Genomic DNA, 19638 nt, shown 5'->3' with positions numbered 1-19638 from the left:
AGCAAAATTGTATTATTAAGTGCGCAATATACGAAATCTTATTTGACGGTTTTGCGCAAAGATGTCACTTCTGCTACTCTGAGCCGTATCGTTTTCCCTTTAAGTTGATGATTTCCAGTGTATCTTTTTGAATATTACGTTTAATTAATATTCTGTCGACCTGCGTTGTGTCCATACGCTGAATATAATTTAAACTTTTTGGCAGGTACAGATTGGTAAGCTGGGCATCCTGGATGGAATAAGGTAAATAGGTCCGGTCCATCACCGATAAAACCTGAAGTTTAAAAGCCGGATACAAAATCGTGTCACCTGGCTGATAAACGGCTTTTATTTTCTGAGCCGCTTCGTAATAAGGGTTCGGTACACGTGGTTTTGCAAAATAGCCGTATTTCACCGAGCGGTCTTCATAAAACTCCTGCAAGCGCTGGCCTACAAAATAGAACTGAATAGCCAGGAAGAAAAAGATCAGTATCCTGAATTCGGTGGCCAGATTGGAATAGTACTGCAATAATATACTGACCAGAATGATTACGTAAGGAAAGGAAAAGCCGGAATAACGTTGGGTAAGACTGCTGGTATGTCCGCCTTTAAATGCCATCACAATCAGGAACAAGGTCGGAACCAGGGCCATCATGTAAAGCATTGTCAGCCTTTTACGCTGCAATTTGTCGGCGTTTTTATGTACATCATATAAAAATGACAGCGCAAAAATAACGACGGACAAGATGCAAAACTGGATTTTGTTGCTGGTGTAAATCAACGCGCTCAGTAGCACCACCACGTATGGAACCCGCGGCATGATAAATTCGTGCAGCTTAATGCGGTCTTTCAACCGATACCAGACGATCAGGAAAATTCCGACAAGTATCGAAACCATGGCATTGCGTTTTCCTACAAGAGAATCGCTCATCCCGTTTGTAAAGATCAGCAGATCCGTGAACATTGGAAGCGACTTATTGTAGACATTGACAAGCGTGGCAGGATAGACGCCAAAAGGATTATTCCCCGGACTTGACTCGGCGAACCTTTTGTACTCGGCCGCCTGATGATTGAGCGAATACAATGTGTATTTACCGCCACCATACAAGAGCCACCAGGTGACACCCGACAACGCTCCTACGGCTGAAAAAGCCATTTTGATCCACCCGCTGATGGATCTCAGGAAGAAAACGGCGTACAATCCGTGAACCAAAAGCACCACCACAGACAGGAAATTGGATAATATGCCAAGCCCGGCAGCGAGAATATAACCGATATAAAGCCAGATATCCTTCCGTTTCGCAGACTTGATTTCGATGATCTGTAAAAACAGATAGGTAGCCAGGAATGTCAGGAAAAAAGTCAGTGAATAGTTTCTGGCCTGATGGCTGTATGCAATAAAAAACGGCTCGATGGCAACAATACCAGAAGCAATCAACCCGGTATTGATTGAGAAAAAACGTTTCCCGAAAAGGTAGGTAAGCCCGATAATAAGCACACTGAAAACAACCGAAAACAGCCTGGCAGAGAAGTCGGAAAGACCGAAAACGTCCATCCAGAAGTGTAATAGCAGATAGTAAAACGAGCCGTTGCCGATATCACTCCGCGTCATTGCCTCATAATAATCGGCCAAAGTTTTAGGAGCCCAGAATTCCGCGGGTGTGAAAGTGCGTGGGTAAAAAGTTTCCTGATAGGTGAACGAAAAGATCAGACCGTCCTGAGGTTTCAGGCTGAACGGCGGTGTTTTCCAGAACTCGGGAATGGTTACTTTCCTGGTTGAAAACGCCTCCTTTTGGTTGGCTCCTTCAAGCACAATGCCCTGGCTGACAACCATGGTGCTTTTTTCATCAAAAAAGATACTGTAAGAGTCCAGGTGGTAGAGCCGCAGAGAAATACCAATGATAAGTATGACCGCAAGTGTTAACCAGGATTGTAAGGTTTCCTTCTTGTATGTGTGCACCATGTTTTATTGTGGGAAGTTAAAGCCGCGAAATTAAGGAAATTTCCTATGATTAGGCACTTTTACATTTTAAGGATGGTAAACTCTACGCGCCGGTTTTTCTGCCGGCTAGCTTCGGTGAGGTTATTGGCAATCGGTTTGGCCGGGCCCCACGCTTTGGTTTGAATCCTGAAAGCACTGATACCTTTTAAAACCAGATATTTTTTCACTTCCAAAACCCTGTCTTCCGAAAGTTTGATGTTCTTTTTTGTATCTCCCTGATTGTCAGTGTGTCCTTCCAGCAGGATTTCCATTTCCGGATATTCGTTCATGACGCCGATAATCCGATCCAGTTCCTGAAAGGACGCTTCGGTTATGTCTGCGCTGCTTTGCGAGAACATATTATTGGCCAGTCTTATCTGCTGGCCGGGTTTGATCGGCTGTAAAAAAAGGTTTTTGCGAATGGTCCTGAACCCGCTTTCGTCCGTCAGATCGACTTCTTCAGTGGATGAAAAATATGCTTTTTCGTCAGCGGTAATCACATAGGATTCTTTCAGCGGCAGGATGAGTTTAAATTCACCGCCATCGCCTTCGTAGGTTGTTTTGCTGAATATTGCACCGGTTTTTAAAATCCGGGCAGAAATTTCGGCTTTAACCGGTGTCGTGGTCTCAAATTCAAAAACCGATCCTGTAATCGTGGCAATAGGATCCGGCTTGATAGCTGGCGTAAGTCTGATCCGGAAAATATCTTCCCGGCCAATGGTGTTGTCCGCGGAGCTGAAATATCCGAATTCTCCCGAGGCCGGGATATTGAAGTAGGAATCGTGTTTGGCCGTGTTGATGTTAGGTCCTAGGTTTTCCGGTTTTGACCAGTTAAGCCAGGTGTCGTCCAAACGACGTGACAAAAACACATCACCGCCGCCGTAGCCGCTTCGCCCGGATGACGTGAAATAGAGCGTTTTATTATCCAGTCCAAGGAAAGGAGAGTTCTCATCACTGGCGCTGTTTAAAACGGGACCCATATGTTTAGGTTCTGACCATGTATCATCTTTCTGAATAAAAGAAACATACAGATCTTTCCGGCCTTCGGTGTCTTTCCGCTGAACAGACATAATCAGCACATTGCCGTGCGGTGATATGGCAAATTCAGAAAAATCATGATCGTTGTACAAATTCTGAATTTTGATTTCTTTGGGAAAACTCCATCCGTTTTTTGTATAAAACGATTTTGACAAACCGTAAACCAGGCCGCCTCCGGGAAGATAAACGTTGATCAGGTAAATGGTTTTTCCGTCGGCAGAAACACCGATGATGGCGTTATCTCCGGCATTGTTGACAGGGCCGCCCAGATTGACAGCGTCGGTCCAGTTGTTGTTTTTATCGAGTGTGGAAACCCAGGCATCCTGTTTGCCGGGAGATCCTATATTACCTTCAAATTCAGCTCTTGTAAAATACAGGGTTTTTCCATCAGCAGAAATAATCGGGTTGATTTCCTGGCCTTTGCTATTGATTGCTTTGCCAAGATTTTCCTTTTTCTCTTCTTTTAGAGCCAAGGGAGCCACGTTGATCACGGCCTCAATAGGATCGGAGGTGGAAGAAATTCCGATCGCGTCAATTTGGTTGAATCCGGCAACTTTTGAGGGATCCAGAATTATTTTTATTGCATTGGTGATCAGATTGGCCTGATTGGTAAAGATATGAAGCATCCTGCCTTTTGTGGAAAGCGGTCCTGCTTTTTCATCATACAGCAAAAATTCTTTTCCTGCTTCGTTGTAGGCATATACCCGGGTTACGGAGCCGGGATTGAAGCTTTCCGCGATCGCCACCTGTTTAAGCGCAATTGATTTTTCAAAGCCTACTTTTATCCATTCTTCGTTTCTGCCATCGGGTGTAGCCGGCGACCATGCGCAGGGGCTATTGCCAAAGTCAGGCAACTTATTGGGTTCTCCCAGAATTTGTTTTGACCGAAAGCCCTGCCCCGCATTTTCGTTCCTATATTCAGAGGAATATCCCAGGATTTTATCGGCCCAAAGAACAGGCTGGGCAATTATTTTTCCTGCAACCAATAAAATCAGGCTGCTGCAAATAAAAATTTTTCTTCTCACTAGGCTCATTCGGGGCGCACTTGCTTTTTGTCATTCGTTTTCACAGGCAAAACTTGTTCGGGTTAACAAACGGTTACTTTACCAGTGATGATATTATTTCAAAGTTAAATAGTGTGGTGAATATTGTAATAATAAAAGGTAATCCCAAAGATTTAATACTGATTAGAATGAATTCAAAAAACGTGTCTAGTTTTTGGCTCCGACTAACAGTATCCAGTCCCAATCGGCTTGTTTATCAGGTGGAATGATCAGTGCCGGTTCTCCGCGTTTGAATTCCCCGCCAGTCCATCGGCGTCCGGTACGCGGACTGTACCATACGGCTCTGAATTCTGATCCGGTCAGCTGATTCAGGTCAAGCTGGAATTCTCTGGCCGTGGGAATATACAGGATGGCCATTCGGTGGTTGGATATGGTTGCTACCGTGATTTCACTGGTCTGGGTCGTATCCTGCACGAGTTTAAGGCCCGGGTCGGGCTGTATCAGATCCCAGGGAATACCCTGAATGATTTTGGAAAAACGCACCATGTATTCGCCGCCATCACGACTGATATTTCCTTTCCAGGTCGGATTAAAGTTTTTGATCGTGCTCATATGGCAAAAACCGGCAGCCGAGCTCAGTAGAGATTCATAAGCCTGTTTGCGGATCAGAGCAGACTGATCCTTAATCGGAAACTCGGAATTAGCGATCAGGAACGGGCTTTTGATAGACTGGCCGATTGTTTTCTGCCAGGTTGCCAGCGCGGCATATTCCGAATCCGTTACGGTAGAGTCAGGAATAAATACTTTGAGATCAGTCCGGTTTTGGTCAAGCGAATCCGGAGGGGAGCAGGTCGACAGTGATGCGACCATCCTGTTTTCCGATGTCGCCCTGAGACTTTCCGTAAGTGTTCTGGACACAAAGGCCTTTTGATTTTCTTCTTCGCTGACAATCCAAAAGATGTTGGCGAATTTGGAAAACCTTTTCCCGACATAGGTACCATAACTCCGGCAGGCCTCTTCTCCCTGTGACTCAAAAAGCGTGTTCCAGCTTTGGCGTGAAATAACCAGACCTATCAGCAGGTCTCTTTCTTTTGCTGCTGTAACCACCTTTTCAAGGTAATCAAAATAGGCTTTGTCGGGGTTGGTAATATCGTTATTAGCCTGAAAAGGAGCTACTTTATGGAAATTCTTTTGTGTGGGTAGTGAGGGTAAAACATGCAGCAATATGGTGTTGAAGGACTGCGCTTTGCGGGTGTCCAGGTATTCTATTGCGTTGGGATAGTCGAGTTTCCTGAGCAGCTGCCAGGCTACATCGGCGACAACCAGAAAAGGGGCATCATTTTGATCGGATAGATGTTTGCCGTCTGCACTAACTTTCAGGGGATACATATAGTCAATGGCTGGCAACGGAGGGGTTGATGCGTTTGCTGAAATGTGGAGCGCTAAAAGCAGGCAGATCACTAAAAAAGGGCGCGCGATCATAAGGCGCACGAAAGTTTATGCCTTCGGCGAAAACGGAAATTTAAACGATAACTATTCATGTAGAGCGGGGTAAGGGTTAAATTTTAGTTTTTTCTTAATTCGGCAATGGTTTCAAACGGGTTTGCAGAATTGAACACAAAACTGCCTGCTACCAGTATATCTGCACCGTTTTCAACGAGAAGTTTGGCGTTGGTATTGTTCACACCGCCGTCAACTTCAATTTTGAAATCACATCCCAGTTCTTCGCGCATGTAATTCAGTTTGTAAATTTTGCGGTAAGTATTCTCAATAAATTTCTGTCCTCCAAAACCCGGATTAACCGACATGATCAAGACCAGCGATAAATCAGGAAGAATTTCTGAAAGCACTTCCACGGGTGTGTGCGGATTTAAGGCAACACCCGGTTTTACACCTAACTCTTTGATCAGCTGAATGGTACGGTGAAGATGTGTGCAGGCTTCATAATGGACCGTCAGAATAGAGGCGCCGGCATCACGGAAATTCTCCAGATAACGGTCTGGTTGTTCAATCATCAGATGGACGTCCAGAGGCTTTTTCGCATGGCGGTTGATCGCTTCACAAACCGGCAAACCGAAAGAGATATTGGGAACAAACATGCCATCCATGATATCTACATGAATGTAATCAGCTTCACTATTATTGAGCATTTCAACGTCGCGTTGCAGATTTGCAAAGTCTGCGGCAAGAATGGAAGGGGCAACTGCAGCCATTATGACAAGTAATAATGTTTAAATCCGGGCGAATTTAAGGAATTTCTGTACAAGAAGTAAATTCAGAAGAATCGGGACAAAAATAGGGCAGAGAATTCCGGCGGTAACAGGAGTGTTGGCAGGAGAGATAGTCACCCGACTACAAGACCGGATATTCTGATTCCAACGTTTTGCGACAACGCCGGAACCAATTTTATGTTGATAAAATGTGTCGATAGCATAGGCTATTCAATGCGTGATTTTGAAGACATTACTCGAACAATTGTCCGGCAGAAAAAGCTAATCCGTCTAACAGTTTTGATTGTATAACCTGATCATCGGTTGCCGTGGAAAATAATTTGTATCGGTTGTTTTCCAGGACATAAACTTCAATGGCGGCATATTCAGGCCAAACAATCCAATACTCTTTGACACCATATCGTTCATAAAGCTCTCTTTTTTCGATGGTGTCCAAGTGAAAGGAGCTTTTTGAAATGATTTCAACGAGTAAGTCAGGAACACCTCTGATCCAGTCCTTAACTATTCCCAGATTATCCCGACTTATAAAAATCAGGTCTGGTTGGACGCGATTAATATTTTCTTCAAAAATTACATCTAAAGGTGCGTTAAAAACTTCACCCAGTTTCTCATTTTCCACATATCCGTCCATTATCCGTTGAAGTTTTTTGGATATTTTCTGGTGGGAAGATTTGGGACTAGGAGACATAATTTCTTTGCCGTTAATGATTTGTGTCAAATCCCAGTCTTGAAGTATGGCTTCTTCTTTATGGATCATCTTAGTCAGCGTTTTTTACGAAAATACATAATTAATTACACATAGCGGCTAACTTTCGATCTTTCTGTAAATTTGTGGCGGAATGAGAATTCAGACATGCTCATTCCGCAAAATTGTAGAATCAAGATAATTTCCAGCCGCCAATATTGCATACCATGAACCCGGAAGAACGCATCAACGAACTTATACAAAAGATTGACCACTATAATTTTCAGTATTATCAGGAAAGCATTTCTGAAATATCGGATTTTGATTTTGATCAGTTATTAAAAGAGCTGGCGAAGCTTGAAAATGAATATCCTGAATTCAAACGCAGCGATTCGCCTACGCAAAGAGTCGGGGGGACGATCACCAAAAATTTCAATACCGTTACGCACCGTTATCCGATGTTGTCGCTGGACAATACCTATAACGAGCAGGAACTTCGGGATTTTGACGAGCGCGTGCGGAAAGGCCTCGATGGAGAAGCTTATGAGTATATCTGTGAATTAAAGTTTGACGGGATTTCGCTGAGCTTTACATATGAGAATGGAGTCCTGGTCCGCGGGGTGACCCGTGGAGACGGAACGCGGGGGGATGAAATTACCAATAACGTCAAAACCATTAAGTCGCTTCCGCTAAGGGTTAAATCGACCGAAATTCCGCCTGTTTTTGAAATACGCGGAGAAGGTTTTATGCCGTTCCAGTCGTTTCAAAAACTGAATGAAGATATGGAAGCGCTTGGCGTGAATGCATATGCCAATCCGCGTAACGCGGCTTCAGGATCTTTTAAATTACAGGATTCCGCCGAGACTGCACGCCGGGCGCTTGACTGTTACATTTACTCATTTTTAAGCGATGAGACCGTCTTTGCCAGTCATGAAGAAAGTTTGCTTGCACTCAAATCATGGGGGTTCAATACGTCTCCGGGTTGGAGAAAGGTGGACAATATCGATGATGTGATTGCTTACATCCATGAGTGGGAGGAAAAACGGGCAACGCTTCCGCTAGCCACCGACGGAATTGTGATCAAAATCAATTCCTTTGAGCAGCAGCGCGAGTTAGGATTTACGGCTAAGAGTCCGCGTTGGGCAATTTCATTTAAATACAAAGCCGAAAATAAACCGGCTGTTTTAAGATATGTTAATTTTCAGGTAGGTAGAACCGGAAACGTTACGCCGGTGGCAAATCTTTGTGCGGAGAGCGAACGGATGGTCCCTTACAATAAAGTGAAAGGGGTGCATTTGTCAGGCACGTATGTGAAAAGAGCTACGCTGCATAACGCCAATGAGCTTGAACGCCTGAATGTGCAACTTGGCGACACTGTTTTTGTTGAAAAAAGCGGAGAAATCATTCCCAAAATTACGGGTGTTGATGTTACAAAGAGAGAGCTTTTTGTGACCGAACCCATTGTGTTTCCGACCAATTGTCCGGAATGTGGCTCCCTTCTGGCAAGAAATGAAGGAGAAGTAGCTTATTATTGTCCAAATGACAGCGCTTGTCCGCCTCAGTTGAAAGGCCGGATCGAACACTTTATTCACCGGAAAGCGATGAATATCGACAGTTTGGGAGAAGGGAAAATTGAGGTGCTTTTTGATAACCAGCTGTTAAGAACGCCAGCGGATCTTTATGATCTGACTTATGAAAAGCTGCTTGGACTTGAAAAAAATATCGTTAATGAGGAAACGGGCAAAACCAAGAAGATAAGTTTCCGTGAAAAGACTGTCGAGAACATTTTAAAAGGGCTGGAAACTTCGAAGACCGCACCTTTCAAAAATGTGCTGTTTGGGTTAGGCATCCGTTTCGTTGGTGCAACGGTTGCTGAAAAACTTGCGGCTTATTTTAAAAATATTACCGCACTTCGTGCTGCAACCCTGGAAGAACTTGTGGCCGTTCCCGAAATCGGCGGCCGGATCGCCCAGAGTGTTATTGCCTATTTTTCAGTTGAGGAAAATCAGCAGGTGATGGAGCGTCTGGAAAAGGCAGGTCTGCAAATGTCCACGGATGACAAACCTGTTGAAATGGAAAGTACCATGCTGGAAGGCAAGACGTTTGTCATTTCCGGCGTGTTTGTCAATTTTGAACGGGATGACCTTAAACACAAGATTGAATCCAACGGAGGACGTGTGCTGAGCGGAGTTTCCGGGAAATTAAATTACCTGCTGGCGGGCGACAACATGGGGCCATCCAAGCTTGAAAAGGCCCGAAAACTGGGCGTGACCATCCTGTCAGAAGAAGAATTTTTAGGAATGATTGAAAAATGATGAAGGAAATTGAGTCAGGTAACTAACTTTGTGTTTTAAAATCAACAATTATATAAGAAAATAATGCCATTGGACGAACGTTTCAAAGGAGTCGGAGCAGCGCTGATTACCCCCTTTGATGAGCATCAGGAAATTGACTACGCTGGTTTAAAAAGGTTAATCGAATTCGTGTCTGAAGGAGGAGTGGATTATCTTGTCGTGCAGGGCACAACCGGAGAATCTCCAACAATTTCATCGACAGAGAAGGACGAAATTCTGGCATTTTCAAAGAAGCATAACATAAAGGAATTGCCAATTATGTATGGTTTGGGCGGAAATGACACCAGAGCAGTGCTGGAAACAATCCGAAAGACCGACTTTGAAGGCGTTGATGCAATTTTATCCGTTTGTCCATATTATAATAAACCAACACAGGAAGGAATTATCGCGCATTTCACAGCGATTGCGGATGCGTCACCAGTGCCGGTTTTTCTATATAATGTTCCTGGTCGTACGGTTATCAACATGAAAGCCGATACAATCCTGAAACTGGCCGAACATCCTAATATTATCGGGATTAAAGATGCCGGTGGAAGTATTGAGCAGAGCATGGAGCTGGCGGCGCACGCGCCGAAAGATTTTCTGTTGCTTTCAGGCGATGATAATTTGGTAACAACCATGCTAAGTGTGGGCTGGCACGGCGTTATTTCTGTGATTGCCAATGGCTTCCCCCGCGAATTTACAGATTTGACATGGCATGCCCTGGAAGGCAATTTCAAAGAAGCCGCGGCATTGCAGCTGGCTTTCCTTGAATTTGATACCTTGTTATATATTGAGTCAAACCCGGTTGGTATTAAGAAATGCCTTGAAATAAAAGGTGTTTGTAGCTCTGAGGTGCGTTTACCATTGTTGAAAGCAACGGCGCAGCTGGGTGAAAAGCTGGAAATAGCTATGAAAAGAGAAGGGTTTATTTAATATATCCGGACGTTTTTCGGAGGGTTAATAGCGAATATTCTGTCACCCGTTCCGGGTTAAAAGGGTTCTTTATCAATTGCGTGGAAACGGTGCAAATCAATTCCTTCCCTTTGATAAAGAACCTGTTTTATTTCAGCCGCAATTGGCTGATATATCCTTAAACTTTTTGGTTTGATTAAAATAAAAATTTATGATTACCTTCTATCCCGGCCCGTCAAAAGTTTATCCACAGGTAGAAAAATATTTATCTGATGCTTATCAAAGTGGGATTCTCAGCGTCAATCATCGCAGCGAACCATTCATGGCGCTGCTCAAAAAGACGATTGATTTGATGAAGGCCAAGCTTGACATCCCGGCAGACTACGAAGTTTATTTTTGTTCGTCTGCAACGGAATGTTGGGAAATTATCGCCCAGTCGCTTGTTGCGTCCAAAAGTCTTCATATTTATAACGGAGCATTCGGTGAAAAATGGCTGGAATATACCCAGAAACTGAAACCTGCTGCGTCGGGTTTATCTTTTGACTCCAATGCACTTCCTGCAATTGCCGATATTATTTCCGATAGGGAAAATGAAGTGATATGCCTGACGCATAATGAAACTTCAAACGGAACTGCCTTGCCGTTTGAAGTTTTTGCTGAGTTGAGAAAACAAACGGAACAGGTCATTGCGGTTGACGCGACTTCGTCCATGGCTGGTGTGGAATTTCCATGGGAAGATGCCGATGTGTGGTATGCTTCCGTGCAGAAATGTTTTGGTCTGCCGGCCGGATTAAGTGTTTTTATTGCGTCGCCAAGGGCAGTCAGGCTGGCGGAACGGATTGCTGATCGTGATTACTACAATAGCTTTCTTTTCGTTCGGGATAACTTCCTTAAATATCAGACGCCCTATACACCCAATGCGTTGGGCATTTATCTGGTTGGTCGCGTAATGGAGCAAGTGCCGCCGTTAGCAGAAGTGTCGGATCAAACCAGGTTGCGGGCCTCAGCATGGTATACTTTCCTGGAAGAAAACGGCTATACCGTTTTGGTTGAAAACCCGGAAGTTCGCTCGGATACGGTAATCGCGGTTACAGGTACGAGGGAGCGGGTTGCATTCTTAAAAAAGGCAGCGAAAGAAAATGGCATTATGCTTGGCAATGGTTATGGTGCGTGGAAGGAAACAACGTTCCGTATCGCCAATTTTCCGGCCATTACTCAGCAGGAGATAGATTTGCTTAAAAAATGTCTGAAAGACAATTCCTATTCCCGGGAATGAGTAGTAATGTCATTGAATTGTATTTATAGTTAAAAAGTAGTTTACTCATACAGGAGAGCTCATTGTGTTAATAGATATGTTGCATCAATACCAGACACAAACGAAATGTCTGGTAGCGCTCGATTCCATTATTTTCGGATTCGACGGTCAGGAATTGAAATTATTATTGGTAAAACGTGGCATTGAAGACGAGCATCATACCTGGTCGTTGATGGGCGGATGGGTGCAGCCGGACGAAAGTCTGGAAGAGGCTTCTACGCGTATTCTTTTTGAGCTGACGAGTCTGAGTGATATTTATCTGGAACAACTCCATACTTTCGGAAATCCAAAACGTGACCCGGTGGAACGTACGGTATCAGTGGCTTATTTTGCACTGATTAATGTGGACGATTACGATAATAAGATTTCCAAAAATTTCGAAGCGCAGTGGTTTTCCATGCAGGAGCTGCCCCAGCTGCTCTTCGATCACAGCGCGATGGTTCAAATGGCGATTGAGCATTTACGCTATAAGGCTTCACAGCATCCTATTGGTTTTGAGCTTCTTCCTGAAAAATTCACCATCCCGCAGCTTCAAAAGCTGTACGAGGCGATTTTTGGCACTGAGCTGGACAAAAGAAATTTCAGCCGGAAATTATTGTCGACACACCTGTTGATAAAACTGGAAGAAAAGCAGAAAGGTTTTTCAAAAAAAGGCGCTTTTTACTACAAGATCGACGAAGAAAAGTACAAAAAGCAGTTTAATACTTTCCTGAACTTTTTGCCCAACGGAAACGCCTAGGACGATTTAAATCGTTAGCTTAACAATAAAAGGTTGTGTAAGCAACGGGTTTTGTTCAACTTTGCGGCATAATCCTTGAATTGGTGTCGCAATGTTTAACCTCAAAGAAATACTTTCCGTAACGCTGATTCTGTTTTCAGTAATCGACGTATTGGGCTCAATACCCATCATTGTTGATTTTCGTAAGAAACTGGGCAAGATCGAATCTGAAAAAGCGACGCTCGCCGCAGGGGGAATCATGATCGTTTTTTTATTTTTGGGAGAAAGGCTTTTAAGCCTTTTTGGCGTGGATGTTGCCTCGTTTGCCATTGCCGGTGCCATCATTTTGTTTCTTCTCGGACTGGAAATGGTTTTGGGGGTAAGCATTTTCAAGCATGATAACATAAGCGTCAGCGCAGCGTCGATCGTGCCGATTGCTTTCCCGATCATCGCTGGCGCGGGAACGATGACCACACTGCTCGCCTTGCGGACAACCTACGAAATCAATAACATTCTGGTGGGCGTACTGCTCAATCTGTTTTTTATTTATCTCGTGCTCAGGTCGTCAAACTGGATTGAAAACAAACTTGGCAAAGGCGGGACTGATATTCTCCGGAAGGTTTTCGGGATTATTCTGCTGGCCATTTCTATAAAACTTTTTAAAACAAACCTTATATTGTAACGTTAAAGCCGGGGTATTTGCAGTGCGTAATTGCCATGAATTCCCGGACCGAAACGGATCATTCATAATAAATCTCAAATTTCTGTAATACAATGCAACAATTAGATAGTCTTAACCAGGTCGCTGAATTTCATAAAACTTTTAAACACCCAATCCTTGAAACGCCGACTATTCCTTCCGAGGATCGCAGTCGTTTGCGTGTTGCTCTTTTGGCAGAGGAATTAAAAGAACTGGAAGTGGCCATTCTGGAAAAAGATCTTGTGGAGGTGGCTGACGCGCTTTGTGATTTGCAGTATGTACTTTCAGGCGCAGTGCTTGAATTTGGTTTGGGAGAAAAATTCAGAGCCTTGTTTGATGAAGTGCAGCGCTCCAATATGTCAAAGGCCTGTGTAAGTATCGAAGAAGCCGAGGCAACTGTGGCCCATTACAATGCCAAGGGCACGGAATGTTATTACAAAGAAGACAACGGCAAGTATCTTGTTTACCGCACGGCTGATGACAAGACATTGAAAAATATCAATTATTCACCTGCGGATCTTTCAGGCATTATCGCCTCGTAACGAATAAAAATCAGTCGTTGTTTCATTTTAATTTGAAGTAAAATGTCTTCCGTACTCAACAGATTTCTTAGCTATGTTCAGATCGACACGCAATCTGATCCACAATCAACCAGTTTTCCAAGTACGGAAAAACAGCGGGACCTGAGTAATCAGCTCGTGATCGAGTTGCAGGAATTAGGTATTGAAGATGCGCATCTGGATGAACATGGTTACGTTTATGCAACGATTCCGGGAAATTCGGATAAGAAAAATATTCCTGTGATCTGTTTTTGCTCACATGTAGATACTTCTCCGGATGTAAGTGGAGCAAACGTAGCGCCAATTGTGCATCAGAAATGGAACGGCACAGACATAGTTTTACCTGATGATCCTACACAGGTAATCAGACTTTCCGAGCATCCAGATCTGAAAAACCAGATTGGACATGACATTGTAACGGCAAGCGGAAGTACGCTTTTGGGAGCCGATAACAAAGCCGGTGTTGCGGAGATTATGGCCGCTGCTGAAATCTTGGTGACGGATTCCAGAATAAAACATGGGGATATCAAAATACTTTTTACGCCGGATGAAGAAGTGGGCCGGGGTACAGAAAAAGTGGATTTGGTGAAACTCGGGGCTGATTATGGTTATACCGTGGACGGGGAGGCAGTGGGTACGATGGAGGATGAAACGTTTTCTGCCGATGGCGTAAAGGTTACCATCCACGGCGTAAGCACGCACCCCGGATATGCGATTGGTAAACTGGAAAACGCGCTGAAAATTGCCGGCGATATTCTTGCGGCCTTACCGAAAGACAGCCTTTCTCCGGAAACAACGGAAGATAAGCAGGGATTTATTCACCCTGTTCACATGGAAGGAATTCAGGAAAAGGCGGTTCTGGATTTTATCATCCGGGATTTTACCGAAGCGGGTTTGCATGAAAAAGAAGCTTTTCTTCAAGAAATCGTCGATAAGGTTCTGGCCGGATATCCCAACTCGAAGAGCGAATTTAAAGTCACACAGCAATACCGCAACATGAAAGAGATTCTTAATCTGCACCCGCAGATTATCGATAATGCCGTGGAGGCCATGAAGCGTTCCGGTTTAAATCCCATTACCAGAAGTATTCGCGGAGGAACAGACGGTTCCCGGCTGTCATTTATGGGGTTGCCGTGTCCGAATATTTTTGCCGGAGAACATGCATTTCACTCACGTTTGGAATGGGTTTCTGTGCAGGATATGGAAAAAGCGGTGGAGGTTATCGTAAGCCTGACGCAGGTTTGGGAAGAAAGAAGTTAGTTTAGAATTAATGGCAAAAAAGACGAAATTTTATGTAGTGTGGCAAGGTAGACAAACAGGTGTGTTTACCGACTGGAAAGAATGTGAGGCGCAAATCAAGGGTTTTGAAGATGCCCGGTATAAATCTTTTGATTCAATACAGGAAGCGGAAACAGCCATTCAGCGGAATTATTGGGAATATGTCCAAAAAAAGGAGAACGCTGCAAAGGCAATTGCCAAAATTGCACCGGCCAATATTGGTCAGCCCATTAAGAATAGTATTGCTGTGGATGCGGCCTGGAATACAGCCTCCGGCGACATGGAATATCAGGGCACTTATCTGCAAACGGGAGAAAGAATTTTTCTTCAGGGACCTTTTAAAGATGCCACCAATAATATTGGCGAGTTTTTAGCGATCGTCCACGGATTGGCCTATTTACAAAAAAATAATAGCGAAATTCCGATATATTCAGATTCAAGAACGGCTATCAGCTGGATTAAAAAGAAGCACGCCAATACAAAATTGCAGCTGACGCCAAGGAATAAACCCGTTTTTGAAATGCTGCAAAGGGCCGAGCGCTGGCTTGCCACCAATACCTATCCGAACAAAATCCTGAAATGGGAAACGGAATATTGGGGGGAGAATCCTGCCGACTTTGGAAGAAAATAAACATCCATGGCCAGAAATTCCTTTTTTAAGTTCAAACAATTTACGATCAATCAGGATCAGTGTGCGATGAAAGTCTGCACGGATGCCTGCGTATTGGGAGCCTGGGCTGATGTTGAAAACGCAGAACGAATTCTGGATATTGGTGCGGGTACGGGTTTGCTGTCGCTGATGATCGCGCAACGAAGCGCTGCTGCCAGGATTGAGGCCGTAGAACTGGATACTGACGCCTATGCGCAGGCTCAGGAGAATATTGCAAACAGTCCTTTCAAAAGCGGGATAGCGGTTCTCAATGCGGCCATTCAGGAATTTTCTTCGGATGAGCGATATGATTGCATCGTTACCAATCCGCCATTTTTTCAGTCGGATCTGCGTTCGCCGGATCTGAAAATAAACCAGGCCCATCATTCAGAATCGCTCACTTTTGATGATTTGCTGGAATCGGTGGACAGGTTACTGACCGCAAATGGAAAATGGAATATCCTGCTCCCGGTGGATGAAGGCATTATTTTTCAGGAGCTTGCCGGGAAAGCGGGATGGTTTTTACAGCGAAAACTAACTTTGTTCCATCAAAAAGATAAGAAGCCATTTCGTCTGGTAATGGTTTTTTCTAAACTTGAACTCGTTGATAATAGGGTAGTTAACCAGGATTTGTTGATATACGACGAAGATGGCAGAACCTATCATCCGGAGTTTCAGAAATTAATGAAAGACTATTATTTGATATTTTGATCAGGAAAAACACGAACTTTGCACGTTAATACGGGTGTGTAGGTATCACCCTTGTACTTTATTCATGACCAATTCAGCTATTCAGATTTCCGTTGTTATCCCCCTTTTCAATGAAGAGGAGTCTTTGCCAGAGCTTAGTGAGTGGATTGCGCGCGTGATGACTGAAAATAATTTTACATATGAAATCCTGTTTATCGATGACGGAAGCAAAGACCGGTCATGGGAAGTAATATGTGAGCTTTCATTGAAAAATCCCAATATCCGGGGTAAACGGTTTGTGCGCAATTATGGAAAAACAGCTGCCCTGCAAACTGGCTTTCAGGCGGTGCGCGGCGATGTTGTCATTACCATGGATGCTGATTTGCAGGATAGTCCTGACGAAATTCCTGAGCTGTACCGGATGATTAAAGAGGATCGGTATGATCTGGTTTCGGGCTGGAAAAAGAAAAGATACGATCCGATCACCAAGACAATTCCAACCAAGATTTTCAATGCGGCTACCCGGGGTATTTCCGGCGTGTCGCTGCATGATTTTAACTGCGGGCTGAAAGCTTATCGTAAAGACGTGGTTAAAAATGTCACGATTTATGGTGAAATGCACCGTTATATTCCTGTTATTGCCAAATGGAATGGCTTTGGAAAGATCGGCGAAAAAGTTGTTCAGCACCAGGCAAGAAAATACGGTTACACAAAATTTGGCCTTGAAAGGTTCGTTTTTGGGTTCCTGGACTTGCTTTCGATTGCGTTCGTCAATAAATTTGGTCGTCGCCCGATGCATTTGTTCGGTAGTCTTGGAACACTTATGTTTTTTCTTGGAACGGTCATTGCCTTCTGGTTGTTAGGAACGAAAATTTATAAAATTTACATTTCTCACGAACAGTATCGTAACGTTACAGAAAATCCGCTGTTCTTTCTGGCGCTTGTAGCGATCATGGTCGGCTCGCAGTTATTTCTCGCCGGATTTCTGGGAGAATTATTTGTGAAACAGTCCATTTCCAAAACAGGCGATTATCTGATTTCTGAAAAGGCCGGAGAATAACTAAAATAAAGAATTAAAAAGATCATATACATATTACCAAATAATGAACGCAAACGTACACAAAGCCCACCCCTGGCATGGAATTCCGATGGGGGAAAATGCACCTGAATTGGTAAACGCATTTATTGAAATCGTTCCTACGGATACTGTAAAATACGAAATTGACAAGCAGACAGGTTATTTGAAAATTGACCGTCCTCAAAAATATTCCAATATTGTTCCTGCGCTTTACGGATTTATTCCTAAAACTTATTGCGCTGACAAAATTGCCGCTCTTGCCCGTGAAAGATCAGGAAGAGACGTAACAGAAGGTGATGGCGATGCGTTGGATATCCTGGTGTTGTGCGAAAAAATCATTACACACGGTGATGTAATGTGTGAGGCAAAACCAATCGGAGGTATCCGTTTGATCGATGGCGGAGAGGCTGATGATAAAATTATCGCGGTTTTGAAAGGTGACGAAGTTTATGGCGGATATGCTGATCTGAGCGAGTTGCCACAAGGAATTGTTGAGCGTTTGAAGCACTACTTCCTTACTTATAAAAACCTTCCGGGTGAAAAGGCACACATCGAAATTACCAATGTTTATGGTCGTGAGGAAGCGCATGAGGTAATTCTTACATCCGTTGAAGATTACAAAGATTCTTTCTACTGAATACCTGAATTACCCCAGGTACTTATGAAAGTTGGTGTTTAGCTTGGATCAAGCATACTGACAGTTAATAATATAGCCGCTCCGGATACGGAGCGGCTATGTTTATTTGTATCTTTGTGCAAAATTTTGAAAAAAGGGAATCTTTCGTGCCTGTCGCCAGGCTTTGCGGTTTTATATTTCAATCTGAAAATCAACTCCCACGGTAGCGGCAGGATATAAAATAACATAATGAGTAACATAGAGGAAATTAAGAAAAGGCGGACATTCGCGATCATCAGTCACCCGGATGCCGGGAAAACGACTCTGACAGAAAAGCTTCTGCTTTTTGGAGGTGCCATTCAAACGGCTGGTGCGGTAAAATCGAATAAAATCAAGAAAACGGCCACTTCCGATTTCATGGAAATCGAGAAGCAGCGTGGTATTTCGGTTGCAACATCGGTAATGACTTTTGAATACCGTGATCTGCTGATCAATATTCTGGATACACCGGGTCACAAGGACTTTGCCGAAGATACCTATCGTACGCTGACAGCTGTGGATAGCGTTATTCTGGTTATTGACTGCGTAAAAGGTGTTGAAGAGCAGACGGAAAGGCTTATGGAGGTTTGCCGGATGCGGAATACCCCTGTGATTGTTTTTGTAAACAAACTCGATAGGGAAGGCCAGAATCCGTTTGAGCTTCTTGATGAGCTTGAAACGAAGTTGGGAATTCGTGTGCGTCCGCTTACCTGGCCGATTAACATGGGCGCCGATTTTAAAGGAGTTTACAGTCTGTTTGAGCAGAAACTGTATTTCTTTAAGATCAATAAAACCAAAATTGAAAGTAACGTTGTTGAAATCAACCTGGGCGACGACAGACTGGAAGAACTTGTTGGGCTGAAAGACGCTGTGCAGTTGACCGAGGATGTGGAGTTGGTAGAAGGTGTTTATGACCAGTTTTCAAAAGAAGCTTATGAAAAAGGAGAACTGGCTCCGGTTTTCTTTGGTAGTGCGATCAATAACTTTGGTATCAAGGAGCTTCTGGATACCTTCTGTGAAATTTCTCCGCTTCCACAGCCACGTGCTACGGATGTTCGTGAGATTGAACCGACGGAGAAAAAATTCAGTGGTTTTATCTTTAAAATTCACGCAAACCTTGATCCTCGCCACCGCGACCGTATCGCTTTCCTGCGGATTTGTTCGGGTAAATTTGAGCGGAGAACTTTTTATCACCACGTAAGGCTAAACAAGGATGTGCGTTTTGCCAGTCCGTTTACTTTCATGGCGTCGGATAAAAGTGTGATGGACGAAGGTTTCCCGGGAGATGTTGTCGGCTTGTACGATACGGGGAATTTTAAAATTGGCGATACCTTAACAGAAGGTGAAAATTTCAATTTTGCCGGTATCCCAAGTTTCTCTCCCGAGATTTTCAAGGAGTTGATCAACCTGGATCCAATGAAATCAAAACAATTGGAAAAAGGTATTCAGCAGCTGACGGACGAAGGTGTGGCCCAGTTATTCAATCTTGACCTGGGAAATCGCAAGGTCGTTGGAACGGTAGGAGAGCTTCAATTTGACGTAATCCAGTATCGTCTGGAACATGAATATGGTGCAAAATGCCGCTGGGTGCCTATGAACGTAACACGCGCTTGCTGGTTAACAGCCGATGAAAAACCAGCAATGGACGAATTTATCCGTTTGAAAGGAAACCAGATTGCATTTGATAAAGACCGTAACCCGGTATTTTTCGCAGAATCAGACTGGATGATCCGTATGAACCGCGAGAATAACCCGAAAATACATTTCCATTTTACGTCGGAGTTTAAGACGGAAGTGGCGTTGTAGATGTTTAAATATTTGACAGAAAA

General features: G+C 43.9%; 17 protein-coding genes. 12 read left to right on the top strand and 5 right to left on the bottom strand.

The window, feature by feature from the left end:
- Positions 1-73: 73 nt before the first annotated feature.
- The 5 genes from M1L62_RS01575 to M1L62_RS01555 all read right to left on the bottom strand — a co-directional run bounded on the left by M1L62_RS01575 (position 74) and on the right by M1L62_RS01555 (position 6990).
- Entirely contained in the window at positions 74-1942 is a 1869-nt protein-coding gene (locus tag M1L62_RS01575) for a glycosyltransferase family 39 protein (protein WP_254411246.1), read from the bottom strand.
- A gap of 59 nt (positions 1943-2001) precedes the next feature.
- Positions 2002-4032: an OmpA family protein gene (locus tag M1L62_RS01570; RefSeq protein WP_254411245.1), complete on the bottom strand. Its 2031-nt coding sequence runs from the start codon at positions 4030-4032 to the stop codon at positions 2002-2004.
- Between the two features lie 177 nt (positions 4033-4209).
- Entirely contained in the window at positions 4210-5484 is a 1275-nt protein-coding gene (locus M1L62_RS01565) for an apiosidase-like domain-containing protein (protein WP_254411244.1), read from the bottom strand.
- A gap of 83 nt (positions 5485-5567) precedes the next feature.
- Positions 5568-6215: a ribulose-phosphate 3-epimerase gene (gene rpe, locus M1L62_RS01560; RefSeq protein ID WP_254411243.1), complete on the bottom strand. Its 648-nt coding sequence runs from the start codon at positions 6213-6215 to the stop codon at positions 5568-5570.
- 250 nt (positions 6216-6465) lie between these two features.
- Positions 6466-6990, bottom strand: a complete 525-nt coding sequence (locus tag M1L62_RS01555) for a Uma2 family endonuclease (RefSeq protein WP_254411242.1) — start codon at positions 6988-6990, stop codon at positions 6466-6468.
- Between the two features lie 155 nt (positions 6991-7145).
- On the opposite strand from M1L62_RS01555, the gene ligA reads away from it, so the two are divergent.
- The 12 genes from ligA (at position 7146) to M1L62_RS01495 (ending at position 19615) form a co-directional block, all read left to right on the top strand.
- Positions 7146-9233, top strand: coding sequence for an NAD-dependent DNA ligase LigA (gene ligA / locus M1L62_RS01550; RefSeq protein ID WP_254411241.1), 2088 nt, complete (start codon positions 7146-7148; stop codon positions 9231-9233).
- A gap of 63 nt (positions 9234-9296) precedes the next feature.
- Positions 9297-10187, top strand: coding sequence for a 4-hydroxy-tetrahydrodipicolinate synthase (gene dapA, locus M1L62_RS01545; protein WP_254411240.1), 891 nt, complete (start codon positions 9297-9299; stop codon positions 10185-10187).
- Between the two features lie 190 nt (positions 10188-10377).
- On the top strand, positions 10378-11442 hold the full coding sequence (locus M1L62_RS01540; protein WP_254411239.1) for an aminotransferase class V-fold PLP-dependent enzyme: 1065 nt from the start codon (positions 10378-10380) through the stop codon (positions 11440-11442).
- 76 nt (positions 11443-11518) lie between these two features.
- Positions 11519-12220 (top strand): NUDIX hydrolase, encoded by a 702-nt coding sequence (locus M1L62_RS01535; RefSeq protein ID WP_254411238.1) that lies wholly within the window; start codon positions 11519-11521, stop codon positions 12218-12220.
- Between the two features lie 91 nt (positions 12221-12311).
- Positions 12312-12881, top strand: a complete 570-nt coding sequence (locus M1L62_RS01530; protein WP_254411237.1) for a MarC family protein — start codon at positions 12312-12314, stop codon at positions 12879-12881.
- A gap of 92 nt (positions 12882-12973) precedes the next feature.
- Positions 12974-13441 (top strand): pyrophosphohydrolase domain-containing protein, encoded by a 468-nt coding sequence (locus M1L62_RS01525; protein WP_254411236.1) that lies wholly within the window; start codon positions 12974-12976, stop codon positions 13439-13441.
- 42 nt (positions 13442-13483) lie between these two features.
- Positions 13484-14719, top strand: a complete 1236-nt coding sequence (gene pepT / locus M1L62_RS01520; RefSeq protein WP_254411235.1) for a peptidase T — start codon at positions 13484-13486, stop codon at positions 14717-14719.
- A gap of 10 nt (positions 14720-14729) precedes the next feature.
- A complete protein-coding gene (locus tag M1L62_RS01515; protein ID WP_254411234.1) occupies positions 14730-15368 on the top strand; it encodes a ribonuclease H1 domain-containing protein in 639 nt (212 codons plus the stop codon).
- Positions 15369-15374: 6 nt separating this feature from the next.
- Complete coding sequence (locus M1L62_RS01510) at positions 15375-16097, top strand: tRNA1(Val) (adenine(37)-N6)-methyltransferase (RefSeq protein ID WP_254411233.1); 723 nt, start codon at positions 15375-15377, stop codon at positions 16095-16097.
- Between the two features lie 64 nt (positions 16098-16161).
- Complete coding sequence (locus tag M1L62_RS01505) at positions 16162-17136, top strand: glycosyltransferase family 2 protein (protein WP_254411232.1); 975 nt, start codon at positions 16162-16164, stop codon at positions 17134-17136.
- 43 nt (positions 17137-17179) lie between these two features.
- Entirely contained in the window at positions 17180-17791 is a 612-nt protein-coding gene (locus tag M1L62_RS01500) for an inorganic pyrophosphatase (protein WP_254411231.1), read from the top strand.
- A gap of 228 nt (positions 17792-18019) precedes the next feature.
- A complete protein-coding gene (locus M1L62_RS01495; RefSeq protein ID WP_254411230.1) occupies positions 18020-19615 on the top strand; it encodes a peptide chain release factor 3 in 1596 nt (531 codons plus the stop codon).
- The last annotated feature ends 23 nt before the right edge of the window (positions 19616-19638 follow it).

This window comes from Dyadobacter diqingensis (genome assembly GCF_024220585.1).
GTDB lineage: Bacteria > Bacteroidota > Bacteroidia > Cytophagales > Spirosomataceae > Dyadobacter > Dyadobacter diqingensis.
Note: the sequence above shows the minus strand (reverse complement) of the source record. Positions and strands in the feature narration are given on the sequence as shown.